Genomic DNA, 13,783 nt, shown 5'->3' with positions numbered 1-13,783 from the left:
TCACGAACCGCTACCGCCCTGAATCAAAATCTGGTAGCCGCAACCGGCATAAGCCATAGGCATAAAAATTAAAACGGCAAGTTGGATGTCAGACGGCGTCATTGCCTCCCAGCTATAGGCGCTAAGCTGCGGGAGTCGCTGATTTTCCGGTTAAATCCTGGGCATTACTGGCCAAGCGTGCGGGATTAATAATCGGCACAGCCCCCGACCATTCTCAAAAGAGACGAACACGGAAAAATGCGCGGACGGCGATATTACTCATACTTTTACATAAGGACTTAGCCCCGATTAGCGGAGCGTAATCGGGGGAATGTGAGTCTTTCGTACGATTACGCTTCGCTAACCGTACCTTGTATTATCCAACCATGTTTTTCAGGAGATAATGAAATCTCGAAAAACATGCCTGAGGGGCTCCTACGGGTTATCGTGAAATCGAGATGGTTTTGTTCCCGTATGCTGCGCCGAGCACCGGAGCTTTTGAACGGAACAGCCCGCTAGGGGTGGGGCATGGATGCCGCACGTTGCCGAAGGGGCAGGAAGCCCCTTTCGGCAACCCCGTTCAAAAGCGAGGAGCGCAGGAAACAAGCGGCATCCGGGTGGCCTTTTCTTTGGATACTTTCTTTTGGCCAAGCAAAAGAAAGTATCTCGGCTGTCGGGCCGAGACCCGACATTAAAACCAGCCGTCGAGTTAGCGACACCAAACACGAAATCCTATTGACCGCGTGGGCACAAAAACCGTGCCCACCCTACATGGGCTAAGTAAGAGGAGAGTTAGAACGAATTACGACTCTGAACTTAGTTGGTTTTTCGTCATGTGAAAGATACAGGACACAGTATAGTCTCCCTTTTGTAGCCATCTCTTCCACTTGTTGATCTTGAATTACAATCCCGCTCCATACACTCCCTTCTTTTAACTCGAAAGGCAAAGTATTGACGGAACTTGGGTGAGGAAATATGAATGCCCTGTCTGGCTTTTGCCGGATTTGAGACCAAAGCGATTCAAAATAGAGGAAACCAAGATTGGTGATAGTGGTTGACCTATCACCATAATTTGTAACGTTTGACACGATGAGTTTTTTTCCATCGTATTCAGGCATGTTGACACTTTCCATCCCAGTTTGAATAGAAAAACGAATCTTAGGTCCAGCCGTCTTCCACTTGTATATGTCCCAAAGAAATACCACAGAAGAGAGAATTGCCCCCCACCATGCGAGGATTGCTGTTGCATCCATAGATTGAAGAGCTAATTATCAACCAGATAGATAAACATCAAAAATCAACCCGCCCTCTCAATCATCCCCTCAGCCTGCTTAGCAAACGCCTTCAAATCGCCTTTTTTAACAGTGGCGCGCGGGATCACAATCGCCGCGTCGATATCCACATAGATGTAAACATAGTCTTTATGCTTCTCCACCCGCAACATGTCTTTCCAGGGGGTTTTGCTTTTGCCGCCGGGGGCGCGTTCTTGCAGGAATTCCGGCTCGATGCTCAGCCAATGAATGCCGAATAAAGCCTTTTTTTCCGCTTCGGTGTACTTATCAAAAAACTGCCGGCGTAAATCCATCTTCATGATAAACGGCGAGGCAAATGACCAAGCCAGCGCCAGGATGGTGATGTAGGCGGTGGTGGTCATGTCCACGTAGTAAACGTAATAAAACAAGCCGATCGCCATCATCACGCCGGGCGCGAAGATGCGGTTTTGGCGGATTTTTTTCTGCATTTCCGGATCTCTTTTCAGCCTTTCCTCATTAAAGTGGACCAGGTCTTCTTCGCGGAATTCGTATTCGATTTCTAACATGTGTATCGCTCGGTGGAGTTGTGGGTTAGTGCATTTTCATTTTGGCGTGGGTACTGCGCCGGAACAGATTGGATAAGGTCAACATCGCGGTGCGGAAGTAGCCGTGGATGGCGACCTGGTGCATTTTGTACAGGGACAAATACACGGCATAAGCAATAAAGCCGCCGACGCTGACGGTGCCCATCAAGCTACCCATCAAGCTGCCGACGGTGCTGAATTTACCCAGCGAGACCAATGAACCGTAATCGCGATACACGAACGGCACCGCCGGTTTGCCTTTCAGGCGGTTGACGATGGTTTTGGCTACGGTAGAGGCCATTTGGTGGGCGGACTGGGCGCGTGGTGGCACGTTGCCGCCGTGGCCGACCCATTCGCAAGCGGCGCAGTCACCGATGGCAAAAATGTCGGGGTCGCTGGTTTGCAAAGTCTGATCGACCACCAATTGATTGATGTGGTTGGATTCCAAACCGTCCAGGTTTTTCATCCAGTCCGGCGCTTTAATGCCGGCGGCCCAGACTTTTAAATCCGCATCGAACACTTCGCCGTCGTAGGTGTGCACTTCGGTTTCGGTGACTTCGGTGACTTTACGGCCCAGTTTTAACTGGATGCCCAGCTTGATCAATTGCTCCTGGGTAGCTTGCGACAGGCGCGGCGGCAGGGCTGGCAACAATTTAGTCGCGGCTTCAATGATGGTGATGTTGACGTCTATCGAACCTTCCAGGCCGTAGGTGGCCAGTAATTTGGTGACTTCGTGCAACTCGGCGGACAATTCCACACCCGTCGCCCCGGCGCCGATGATGACAATCGACAGCGGCTTGTCGCGTTGCCGGCTTTGGTTGGCGTAGGACTGAATGTAATAGGTTTCCACCAGCTGTTTTTGGAAGCGGAAGGCTTCCTTGGTGGTATCGATAAACCGGCAATATTTATCCACGCCCTTGATGCCGAAAGTGTTGCTGACGCTGCCGACCGCCATGACCAGGGTGTCGTACTTGAAGCGGCGTTGCGGAATGATCTCTTCGCCTTTCTTGCTGGTAATCGCGCTGACGATGACTTCCTTATTGGCTCTATCCAAACCTTCCATTTTGCCGAACAGGAAACGGAAGTGGTTGCTGTGCGCCTGCGCCAGATATTCGATTTCCTCAGCCTCGGCCAGCGTGCCGGACGCCACTTCGTGCAGCAAGGGTTTCCAGATGTGGGTGGAGGCGGCATCCAGCAAGGTGATTTCCGCTTTTCCGGCTTTGCCGAGTTTATGCCCCAATTCCGTGGCCAATTCCAGCCCCGCCGCTCCGCCGCCGACGATCAAGATTTTAGGTAATGCATTCGCCATGTATCTTTCCCCTCAAGTGCTGTTTGCCGCGTCGGCAAACAAAAAAATCGCTATCCCGGCCTTAGTTGTCTATTTCCTGATGCCGGCATTATAACCAAACCTGTCCGGGCCGGCCGATTTTGACGGGATGGACTCGTGTCGACTGTGGTCTGCTAGTGTGAAGCCTGGAAAGGTGCGGGCAAAGCGAACGGATTTTAACGAGAGCTTCAAATTATGCTTAGATATTGTCTGCGCTTAGGCGCCAAATAAAGTTTGCCCTGTGGAGTTATCGAATGCCGCGAAACCAACTAGTCCAGATGCTTGCCAATCCAGGCCTTTTGCTGGTGTTACTTGGGCTGCTGGCGGGCTGCGCATCAGAGCCGACGCGACCTCCGGGGCCTGCCCAACTGCCGGCCTATCAAAGCAACGCTGCCTACAACAAGCCTTATACCGTCAAAGGCGTCACTTATTATCCGCTGGCATCGGCGAATGGTTATCGGGAGACCGGCCTGGCTTCCTGGTATGGCGCGGAATCGGGCAATCGCACCGCCGACGGCAGTCGCTTTGATCCGCAAGGCTTTTCGGCGGCGCATAGAACCTTGCCTATACCGACGAAAGTTCGGGTTACCAACTTGCGCAATGGCCGCTATGTCGATGTGCTGATTAATGACAGAGGGCCGTTCAGCCCGAATCGATTGATCGATCTATCGCAAGGCGCAGCCAAGCAAATCGGCATCAGCGGTTTGACGGAGGTAGAGGTAAGTTATCTGGCAATGCCGTCCGGTGGCGAATGAAGTCGCAAACCCGCTCTTGCCTTACAAAAATGACGCGAGCGGGTTCTCAATCCTTAATCGGTTGCTATCGAATTAAACCAGGGCTACGGATTTAATCGTCATGTTACGGGGCTGCCTATTGCTGCCGGCTAATTTGACCATGGCAAACACCGAACCGAACAACCAAAATGCGCCGGGAAGCGGCACGACTTGCACGGAGGCATTGCTGGCGTCTGGAGCGAAGTCGGAAATCTGTCCGAAACCGCCTGCTAGTGCGCCATCGCGCGGCCAGAGATTCCAGGTGTAGTTGGTTTTGGCAAAACCGGTAGACGGCAACAGACTGCCGGCTATGTCCGCAATCAAGGTGTCATCGTGTATTTTGGCGGTACCCACGCCAAAAGCCGTGCTACCGCCACCGCCTAAACGATTCACCACACCGCTACCGTCTAAATTGAAGCGCACCACCGAATCGAACAGTACTTGCTGCAAGCTTGCAAATCCAGCGGTACCGGCACCACGGTTAATCCCCAAAACATAAAATCCGGTTGGGGTTAAGCCGATATTGGCGGCAAACTTACTTTCGAAATGGAAAGTATCGTTCGCAGGGTTGTAGGTAAGCAACGCTTCGAGCACATCCAGATCGCCGATCTTACTGCCGGCATAGCCCGCGACATAATCGTTTTTAGCGTCGGTAAGCACACTAGCATTCGCTTGCAGCGCACCGATTAGCATAATCGCGGCAAATACTGCTTTAGTCATGTTTAATCTCATACTTCCATCCTCTGTCGATAAGATAAATAAGGTGCAACTAACCAGCGGCAAGCCTCGGGTTGGCTGCGGTTTTTGTTCCATAGGAACGTTTGCTGTTGCGTCGGCATTGACCAAATGCCTAGCGAATGCGGCCCTTCCTTGAGGGAACGCTGGGGGTCGTTCAAAGTAAGCTACATTCCGAAGTCAATTCCGCCAAGTAGTCGTCAGGTTCAATGTGTTTGAAATTTATTTTTCGGACGATTGGTCGGCGGATAAATTTAGCGATGCGCCGACTACAACCATCAAGCAGTTCAAAATGACAATATATCCAGGGCGTTGCAGCCCTTGGATAGTATTCGGAACGGGTTATCAGTCAAATCGCTGCTTAGCGGTGCAGCACGATCAGATAATCGCCAAACCGCGTGGAACGCAGTTGCAGTGAGGTTTCCAAGGCCGCCAGCACCGATAGGGCTTGGTCGGTACGAAACACACCATTGACGCGGCGTTGGGCCAGTTCAGCATCGTTGATAAGCAAAAATCCGCGATGATAGCGATTCAGCTCGGCAAGCACTTCGCCCAAAGGCCGGTTCTCGAACACCAGTTTGCCGCGCTGCCAGGCGGTAACGGCCTGGCTATCGATGTTTTGCAAATTGCCCAATCCGGATTCGGCGCTGTAGCTTATTTGCTGGCCCTCGGCGACAACGGTGTGCAGTGCTTTGCCGTCGGCTTGTTCCAAATCTACCGCCACACTGTGTTGGGTGACGCTGACTTCCGTTTTGCCGTCACGCAGCCGCACATTAAACGCCGTACCCAACGCGGTGACACTGCCATGCTGGGTATTTACCCGAAACGGCCTGGCTTTGTCTGGGCTGACTTCAAACCAGGCTTCGCCTTGTAGCAGCGTCAATTGCCGCTGTACGCCGTCAATATTTACATCCAACGCACTATTGCTGTTCAAATGTAGCGTCGAACCATCGCTAAGATGTACGTCACGTCTCTCGCCGAAACCGGTATGAAAATCGGCGCGCAATATCGTCCACAAAGGATTAAACATCCACAAGGCCAGGCAGCCGCCCGCCAATGCAGGCAGCGCCCACTGCCATCGCCAAAAAGCCGGCTTGGGTTTGCTTGTGGCCGGAATCGTCATTCTCGGTGCGATAGCATCCAGCGTTCCCCACAATTCGCGTAACTGATCGTAAGCCTGACGATGCAAGGGATCGGCGGCCAACCAGCGGGTAAATTCGGCGTGATCATTAGGGCTAAGCTTGCTGCTATCCAGCCTGACCCACCAGGCGCGGGCAGCTGCTTTAATCTCGGCAGAGATTTTCATTGCCTATGTCCGTTTAGAGCCGGCATGCGGCAATGCGTCCTGCTGCTTAGCGGTGAGCGATAAAGGCTGAAAATTTTCATCGGGCGCGATTCAGGGTTTGGTGGCTTGCCATTATAGGACGCATAACCCTGTGAAAACAGGAGCGAATCGGCTAAAGATCGTCTAGCTCTTGCAAGGCGGCTAAAGCATTGCGCAGATGTTTTTCCACCATATTGCGGGATATGCCCAAGCGTTGGGCGATTTCCGCATGACTGAGTTCTTCGAACTTGCGCAGCACGAAAACCGTCCGGCATTTTGCGGGGAGTCTATCTATCGCCGCGACCAAGCGGTCCAAGCGCTCGCGCGCCAGACTGATTTGCTCCGGATCGATGCCGTCGCTAACCTGCAAGGCCGCGTCGCCAGTATCACCATGGTCTACATGCTGATTGCGAGTATTGCGGCGGCGTTCGTAATCGGTGGCCAGATTCGCGGCGATGCGATGCAGTAAAGCGCGCGGGTTATCGGCTTGCTGCCATAAATTGCCGGCAAACATGCGTTGGTAAGTTTCCTGCACGATGTCGGCGGCGGTATCGAGGCAGCCACAGCGTCTAAACATCACCCGGCGTAATTCCTCGTCGTAAGCCTCAATCAGGCGGGAGATGTGGAGAGCGTTGCTCATGGTTAGGATCTGCGGATTTTGGTGTCGTTAATTGGGCGAACTACCAAGATTCATGCCAGAGCACTAAATTAGCGGTATTTAGGGCGTTTCGCAGCAAATTGACCAGCATTACCGGAGCAGCGCACTTCAAACAATGCGGGATATGGCCTATTCAGAAAAGTTATTTAACATAGTTAATTTGAATCGGGCGCAGTTGAAGCCGATAGATGATTAACCCGGCCCTATTCATCACTGGTATTCCGTTCGGGATAAGCTCGTCGAAGCCCTGACGGGTGTGCCCATCGACAGGCTCAGTACCCGGCGGCGGTATTTAAGGGCGGAGTTAATAACGCTAGAATCAGCAACAACAACGCGACGATTCCCGCATTAAAATGCTGTAATCCCAAGACCTCCACCACTGTAGCGATACCCTTACATCCCTTTACCGGATCCAAGTCAAGCCAGGTTGCGACCGTGTCGGAAATAAGACAAAAACCTGCACGGGAATATAGCTTTTAGAGCTAACTGTCTGACAGGCAACTAAGTTATGGTGTTATCCACAAAAGCTGTGGATAACCTTGGGGATAAAAAGTTTTTTCACGCTCTAAATGCCTAATTTTTGGGGCCTTTGCTTAGATTGACTCAATTTTAGACAACAGTTTATACAATTTAAAATCAATAACTTACATGCAATATGCGGACATTGGAGCCTACGACCAGGCATTCTTTGGCTGCCGGCAGTGTCAAGTAGTTTTTTGTGCATAATTAAAATTAATCCCTTGCATTTTTGCCTAAATAATCTAGCCGTTTTCCACCTGAAACCATTCTAAATTTGCCTGGGAACATTCATGCTATTGTCATTAAATACCCACTAATTGCCATATCGCACACAGGCTCTTTATTCGATGGCTTTGGTCAACGTTAATATCGCCAACAAATCGTGGATGGCTGGTTGATTTGGCGAACCTTTATCGGCCGCAAAGGAAATTACTAGGATAACTCCTCAACTTAAGGTTTCTTCGCAACGTGCAACACTTGCAGCCCAGCTACGAAAAATTCAATACTCAAGAAAGGAGCTGTCGGCATCGACATGGCCGGGCCAAACCCATACCCGCTAAGACCGAAGTGCGCAAATGGCTGATTGTTATGAGAATTGACGGACATTTGCCTGTAAAAACTAACGTTGGCAAGCCGCGCTTTTATTAACTACAGTTCGGCATAGCGACCAAGATTGCTCATACATTGCAAAAAAAAACCGGTAGTCAAAACAATTGACTACCGGCTTGGGAGAAACAATGAATAAGCTATTGCACGGAGCAAATTTTCACACTCCGCGATTGCAATGACCGGAAGACATTTTCAAAGTTCCATTTTAATTTGAAGCGGCTACTCCCACTCTATTGTCGCCGGTGGCTTGCCGGAAATATCGTAGGTGACGCGGGAAATGCCGGGTACCTCGTTAATAATCCGCCTAGAGATTAAATCCAGAAAATCGTAGGGTAGATGCGCCCAGCGTGCGGTCATAAAATCTATGGTTTCCACCGCGCGGATGGCGACCACATAGTCGTATTTGCGACCATCGCCCATCACGCCGACGGATTTTACCGGCAGGAACACCGCAAAGGCTTGGCTGACTTTGTGGTAAAGATCGTGACGATACAGTTCTTCAATGAATATCGCATCGGCCTGACGCAGTAAATCGGCGTATGGTTTTTTCACCTCGCCGAGTATGCGTACGCCCAGGCCCGGACCGGGGAAGGGGTGGCGGTGAATCATGTCGGCGGGCAGGCCCAACTCCAGACCCAGTTTGCGTACTTCGTCCTTGAACAGTTCGCGCAGGGGCTCGACCAGTTTTAGCTTCATGTTTTCCGGCAGGCCGCCGACATTGTGATGCGATTTGATCAGATGCGCCTTGCCGCTTTTGGCGCCGGCCGATTCAATGACATCCGGATAAATGGTGCCTTGTGCCAACCATTTGGCGTCGGTCAGTTTGCCGGCTTCTTCGTCGAAGATCTCCACGAACAGACCGCCGATGATTTTGCGTTTTTGTTCGGGGTCGTTAACGCCGGCTAGTGCCGCCATGTAACGGGCTTCGGCATCCACGCGTATCACCTTGATGCCCATATGTTGGGCGAACATCGCCATCACCTGATCGCCTTCGTGTAAACGCAGCAAGCCGGTGTCGACAAATACGCAGGTGAGTTGTTCACCGATAGCGCGATGCAGCAGAGCCGCGACCACCGATGAATCAACACCGCCGGACAGGCCCAGAATAACTTGGTCGCTGCCGACTTTTTCGCGCACCGCAGTGATGCTGTCTTCAATGATATTGCTGGCGTTCCAAAGCGCTTGGCAGCCGCAAATTTCCAACACAAACCGGCTCAGAATCCGTCCGCCCTGTTTAGTGTGGGTCACTTCGGGATGAAATTGCAGCGCGTAAAAATGTTTGTCTTCGTCGGCAATCCCGGCAATCGGTGCGCCGTCGGAGCTGGCGATCAATTTAAAGCCGGTCGGCAATTCGACGACGCGGTCGCCGTGACTCATCCAGACATCCAGTAAGCCGAAACCTTCCGGCGAGGCATGATCTTCGATGTTTAGTAACAATTTGGAATGGCCGCGAGCGCGTATCTGCGCGTAACCGAATTCGCGGTGATCGGACGATTCCACTCTGCCGCCCAGCTGCTCGGCCATGGTTTGCATACCATAGCAAATACCTAGTACCGGCACACCCAGTTCAAAAACAATTTGCGGCGCGCGCGGGGTGTCGCTGCTGGTCACCGTTTCCGGGCCACCGGAGAGGATGATGCCTTTGGGTGCAAAGTTTTTGACCTCCTCAGCGTTGCAATCACAGGAATAGATTTCGCAGTACACGCCAATTTCGCGGATGCGGCGGGCGATCAATTGCGTGTATTGCGAACCGAAGTCGAGAATCAGAATTTTGTCGGAATGGATGTTGGTCGCGTGGGATGACATGACGGGAAACCTTTCAAAAATGTAGGGCGGGCAAGCATCGAGCACCCACCGGAAAATCTAAATTACGAGCGTACTACAAGCCTCGATACAACTGATCGAGCAGGCTTTTATTATCATCGAAACCTCTTACGTGCCGATTTTCGAGCAGAGAACGAGTCATACGTTTGATGAACCGCACATAGGGCGCCGCACGCATGTAATGCCTTAAATTGGTATGGCGGCGTACAATCGCGGTGATGTGTTCGGCATTACCGGGAAGCCCCCAATTGTCAGGCCGATCAGCGACCGACTCGACTTTTTTGAAAAATAGCGTGACATTGCCGCCGTCTTCGGAAAACACATGCCTATCCTCAACTAGACCCGCTTTTTCGCCCATCCGCCGCAGTGTCGCCAGATTGAAATTGTACAGATGCGCCTCGTGAAACGTGCTGCTCGGCGATTGGCAGGTGGCTTCTATGTTTGGCACTTCCACTACCAACACACCATCAGCTTTCAACAAACTGCGCAACTTGCCGAGGACAAAAAACGGATCTTCCGTGTGTTCCAGTACGTGCCAAATGGTAATCACGTCAAAACTGCTTTCTGCGAACTGCGCATCTTGAATAAAGCCGAACTGCAAATTCAAATCGTACTGTGCAGCCGAATATTGACCATAGCCCTTATTTGGCTCTATGCCGTGCAGATCATGTCCCAGCGATTTGATTAAATAGGCAAACTCGCCGCCGCCGGTGCCCACATCCAGCATGGTTTGCGGTTTGTGTAGCAAATGCTTGATTTTCTCATGCCTGGTAACAGCGACTCGGCCGGCGCGCAAGATATGCTTGGCCTTGGGGGCATACGTGTTTTTGTATGCCAGCCGATAATCTTCTTCGTAAAACTGGCGAGGATCGTGCGGAAACGGATCGCTCCAGACCAGTCCGCAGTCTTTGCAAATTACGCTACGCAACTCGGCGCCACTGCGGCTGCGCATGGATAACACGGCAACGTGGTTGCCGCCGCAAAGATTGCATGGAGTTGAGGAGGTTTCGGTCATTGCGATGGATTTTGGTTGCTTTCTGTAAACAAGTCCAAGTCCGCGCAAAATACGCGGACTTGATGAGTAAACGCCGCTGGGCCGGCCTTAGTTCATATGATAATTCGGCGCTTCCTTGGTAATTGTCACGTCGTGCACATGGCTTTCGCGCATACCGGCACTGGTGACGCGTACGAATTGGGCGTTCTCATGCATCGCCGCAATAGTGCTATTGCCGGTGTAGCCCATGCTGGAGCGGATACCGCCCAGTAGCTGATGCACAATCGCCAACACGCTGCCTTTGTACGGCACTCGCCCTTCAATACCCTCCGGTACCAATTTTTCGACCTGATCGGTGTCTTCCTGAAAGTATCGATCACTGGAGCCCTGCAACTGCGACATCGCGCCCAATGAGCCCATGCCGCGGTAGGATTTGTAAGATCGACCTTGAAACAGCTCCACTTCGCCAGGTGCTTCTTCAGTACCCGCGAACAAGCCACCCAGCATCACGGCATGCGCCCCCGCCGCCAAGGCTTTGGCAACATCACCCGAATAGCGAATGCCACCATCGGCAATCAGAGGCACGCCTGTTCCTCTTAACGCATCCGCCACATTGCTAACGGCAGTAATTTGCGGCACGCCGACACCGGCAACGATCCGGGTGGTGCAGATAGAGCCGGGACCAATACCAACCTTGACGCCGTCGGCCCCCGCTTCCACCAATGCCAAGGCGGCTGCAGCAGTAGCTATATTGCCGCCGATAACCTGAACTTGCGGAAAGTTTTGTTTTACCCAGCGTACTTTATCCAGCACGCCTTGAGAATGGCCGTGAGCAGTATCGACGATGATGACATCAACACCGGCTTCCACCAACGCGCCAACCCGTTCTCCGGTATCCGCGCCGGTACCGACCGCCGCGCCGACAATCAGTCTTTCCTGTTCGTCCTTGCAGGCTTGCGGGTTGTCTTTGGCTTTTTGAATGTCTTTTACAGTGATCATGCCCCGCAAATGAAACGCATCGTTGACGACCAGCACTTTCTCGATGCGGTGCTTATGCAGTAAATCGATGACTTCTTTATGTTTGAACGACTCGTGAACGGTAACCAGTTTGTCCTTCGGCGTCATAATTTGGCTGACGGCCATATCCAATCGAGTCTCGAAACGCAGATCGCGGCTGGTGACGATGCCGACCAATTCTTCGCCATCAACCACCGGTACGCCGGAAATATTTTTAGCGCGGGTCAATTCCATCACTTCGCGAACCGTCACGTTAGGTGAAACAGTGATCGGATCTTTGATTACGCCGCTTTCGTATTTTTTAACGCGTCTGACTTCCGCAGCTTGCTGCTCGACGGTCATGTTTTTATGGATGATGCCGATGCCGCCTTCCTGAGCAATTGCAATAGCCAGGCGCGCTTCGGTCACCGTATCCATTGCCGCCGAAACCAGTGGGATGTTCAGCTTAATCTTGCGGGTCAGTTGGGTTTTCAGTTCGACTTCGCGCGGCAGTACGCTGGAATGGGCGGGCACCAATAGAACATCGTCAAAGGTGAGAGCTTCTTGAATGATTTGCATAATCACACCGGGTGGCTAATCGTAAATAAGCCAGCCATTGTACAACCTAACCCGCATTCCGAAAAATCGGAAATAGTCAATGGTATTTAGGTCTCTATTTGTCTTCGATTGAGAGCGCCGCCGCGATGCCCAAATATTCGCTGGGATTCGGCTTATGCAGGAAAATCCCTAGTACGCCCATCACACTGAAAATATATAAAGTGTTGAAGCCGTCGCCCAAAATAAACATCGCGAAACCGGACAAGCTGACAAACTCGATCAAAGTTTGCGTGATGATGATGGTCGACAGATAGCGCTGCCTAGCGGTTTTGGGCCCCGGCATGGTCTGGTTTAGCCGCAGCAGAATATGCCTTAGCAACTTGGTGAATGGAAACAACAAAATAGCCAGGCCGTAGAGCACGCTCCTAATCAGCACACGTTGCGCTTCATCAACGCCGATTTGCAGTTCGCTAGCCCAAAAATGACAAACCAGGTTATAGCCCAACACCGTCAAGAGCATGGCGGCGCAGATGAGCCAGTGCGGCCTAAGATCTTCGACTGATGGCTGGGGGTGAGCGGACATCGATAACTCCTAACGAGAGCGGTTGCGGTAATCGCGGAGAATAACAACAAACGCCACAAAATCATAAACCGCATGAATTACCATGGGCACCAATAGATTGCGTTCGCCGCCATAGTCCAGCATCACCCCCATATACAAGCCCATCAACATGGCTAAAACCGCGTAAAGCGGCGTGACCGCATGCACCAATGCAAACAGCAGATTGCTAACCCACAAGCCTACGCTCGCGCCCCAGCCATTTTCCAGCCAAGGTTGTAAAAAGCCGCGAAACAGGGCCTCTTCGGCAAAACCGGCGATAGCAGCCAGTATCAGTAAATCGGTCCAATGTCTGTAGGCCAGTCTGGCGCCCAAGGTTTCCAGCAGTAAATCACGAATTTTTTGGATTGGCGGATAGGTCAGTTGTTGCATCGCAAAAAATAATACCAGTAGCGGCCCGGTCGCGAATAAGCCAATACCCAATGCCGACTCGGAAAACTCCAGATTGGCAAACGGATCAAGGTCGGCAAGCCAGCCTAAAGCCAGCGCCAATACCGCTAAAGAACCCTCGAAATAACAGGCAATTCTGAAAAAAGCGTTTGAAGCGGCGGGCTGGTTTTCCATGATGTTGGGCTTTAGGCAAACGGGGACTGAAAATTCTAAACAAAAACCATTAGAATTGGCAGCATTAGCAATAACAGGTCATCATCATGCAATGTTTTATCTATAAAAGTCTGAAAAAAGACGAACTCTATTTGTATCTGGATAAAAAAGACGACTTTTCGGCCGTGCCGGAAGCCTTGTTCAAAAGCCTTGGCCGCTTAACATTTGTGATGGAGTTGCAGTTGAGCCCGGATCGCAAATTAGCCAGGGAAAATCCGGAAAAAGTAATCGCCAGCCTGCAAAGCAAAGGCTTTTTCGTGCAATTGCCACCGACATTGATCAGCGCCTTGCCAGCGTCGCTGGACAAGCAGCTGCACTGAAATCGCACGCGCCATATTGGTATATCCGTGCTAACATGCTCACAAAAAATCTTTATCGGAAAGCACGGTTTTTGCTCACTTATTCAGTCAGACCAGGATACGCACCAC

13 protein-coding genes are annotated in these 13,783 nt (G+C 51.6%); 2 read left to right on the top strand and 11 right to left on the bottom strand.

Annotation, left to right across the window (positions count from 1 at the left end; translation table 11 throughout):
- Nucleotides 1-755: 755 nt before the first annotated feature.
- From G006_RS27165 to G006_RS0115785, 3 genes are all read right to left on the bottom strand, one after another.
- Nucleotides 756-1,097: a hypothetical protein gene (locus tag G006_RS27165; protein ID WP_152428881.1), complete on the bottom strand. Its 342-nt coding sequence runs from the start codon at nucleotides 1,095-1,097 to the stop codon at nucleotides 756-758.
- A 179-nt stretch (nucleotides 1,098-1,276) separates the two neighbouring features.
- The gene (locus G006_RS0115790; RefSeq protein WP_020484184.1) at nucleotides 1,277-1,798 is read right to left on the bottom strand and encodes a YcxB family protein; all 522 of its coding nucleotides are present in this window, start codon (nucleotides 1,796-1,798) and stop codon (nucleotides 1,277-1,279) included.
- A 25-nt stretch (nucleotides 1,799-1,823) separates the two neighbouring features.
- Nucleotides 1,824-3,125, bottom strand: a complete 1,302-nt coding sequence (locus G006_RS0115785; RefSeq protein WP_020484183.1) for an NAD(P)/FAD-dependent oxidoreductase — start codon at nucleotides 3,123-3,125, stop codon at nucleotides 1,824-1,826.
- Nucleotides 3,126-3,397: 272 nt separating this feature from the next.
- Between G006_RS0115785 and G006_RS0115775 the strand changes: the two genes are divergently transcribed.
- Nucleotides 3,398-3,898, top strand: coding sequence for a septal ring lytic transglycosylase RlpA family protein (locus tag G006_RS0115775; protein WP_020484181.1), 501 nt, complete (start codon nucleotides 3,398-3,400; stop codon nucleotides 3,896-3,898).
- A 72-nt stretch (nucleotides 3,899-3,970) separates the two neighbouring features.
- On the opposite strand, the gene G006_RS0115770 is transcribed toward G006_RS0115775, so the two are convergent.
- The 8 genes from G006_RS0115770 to G006_RS0115735 all read right to left on the bottom strand — a co-directional run bounded on the left by G006_RS0115770 (nucleotide 3,971) and on the right by G006_RS0115735 (nucleotide 13,316).
- Complete coding sequence (locus G006_RS0115770; protein WP_152428880.1) at nucleotides 3,971-4,636, bottom strand: hypothetical protein; 666 nt, start codon at nucleotides 4,634-4,636, stop codon at nucleotides 3,971-3,973.
- Nucleotides 4,637-5,012: 376 nt separating this feature from the next.
- Nucleotides 5,013-5,957, bottom strand: coding sequence for a FecR family protein (locus G006_RS0115765; protein WP_020484179.1), 945 nt, complete (start codon nucleotides 5,955-5,957; stop codon nucleotides 5,013-5,015).
- A gap of 151 nt (nucleotides 5,958-6,108) precedes the next feature.
- A complete protein-coding gene (locus G006_RS0115760; protein WP_020484178.1) occupies nucleotides 6,109-6,615 on the bottom strand; it encodes an RNA polymerase sigma factor in 507 nt (168 codons plus the stop codon).
- Between the two features lie 1,365 nt (nucleotides 6,616-7,980).
- The gene (gene guaA / locus G006_RS0115755) at nucleotides 7,981-9,567 is read right to left on the bottom strand and encodes a glutamine-hydrolyzing GMP synthase (RefSeq protein ID WP_020484177.1); all 1,587 of its coding nucleotides are present in this window, start codon (nucleotides 9,565-9,567) and stop codon (nucleotides 7,981-7,983) included.
- A 73-nt stretch (nucleotides 9,568-9,640) separates the two neighbouring features.
- On the bottom strand, nucleotides 9,641-10,537 hold the full coding sequence (locus G006_RS0115750) for a class I SAM-dependent methyltransferase (RefSeq protein WP_020484176.1): 897 nt from the start codon (nucleotides 10,535-10,537) through the stop codon (nucleotides 9,641-9,643).
- Between the two features lie 150 nt (nucleotides 10,538-10,687).
- On the bottom strand, nucleotides 10,688-12,154 hold the full coding sequence (guaB, locus tag G006_RS0115745) for an IMP dehydrogenase (protein ID WP_020484175.1): 1,467 nt from the start codon (nucleotides 12,152-12,154) through the stop codon (nucleotides 10,688-10,690).
- Between the two features lie 94 nt (nucleotides 12,155-12,248).
- Nucleotides 12,249-12,716 carry a hypothetical protein gene (locus G006_RS0115740; RefSeq protein ID WP_026147092.1) on the bottom strand — a complete coding sequence of 156 codons (468 nt, stop codon included), beginning with the start codon at nucleotides 12,714-12,716 and terminating at the stop codon, nucleotides 12,249-12,251.
- A 9-nt stretch (nucleotides 12,717-12,725) separates the two neighbouring features.
- Nucleotides 12,726-13,316, bottom strand: a complete 591-nt coding sequence (locus tag G006_RS0115735; protein ID WP_020484173.1) for a CPBP family intramembrane glutamic endopeptidase — start codon at nucleotides 13,314-13,316, stop codon at nucleotides 12,726-12,728.
- An 86-nt stretch (nucleotides 13,317-13,402) separates the two neighbouring features.
- Here G006_RS0115735 and G006_RS0115730 point away from each other — a divergent pair, with 86 nt between their 5' ends.
- Entirely contained in the window at nucleotides 13,403-13,675 is a 273-nt protein-coding gene (locus G006_RS0115730; protein WP_020484172.1) for a YcgL domain-containing protein, read from the top strand.
- Nucleotides 13,676-13,783: the final 108 nt, after the last annotated feature.

Source organism: Methylomonas sp. MK1 (genome assembly GCF_000365425.1).
Lineage (GTDB): Bacteria > Pseudomonadota > Gammaproteobacteria > Methylococcales > Methylomonadaceae > Methylomonas.
Note: the sequence above shows the minus strand (reverse complement) of the source record. Positions and strands in the feature narration are given on the sequence as shown.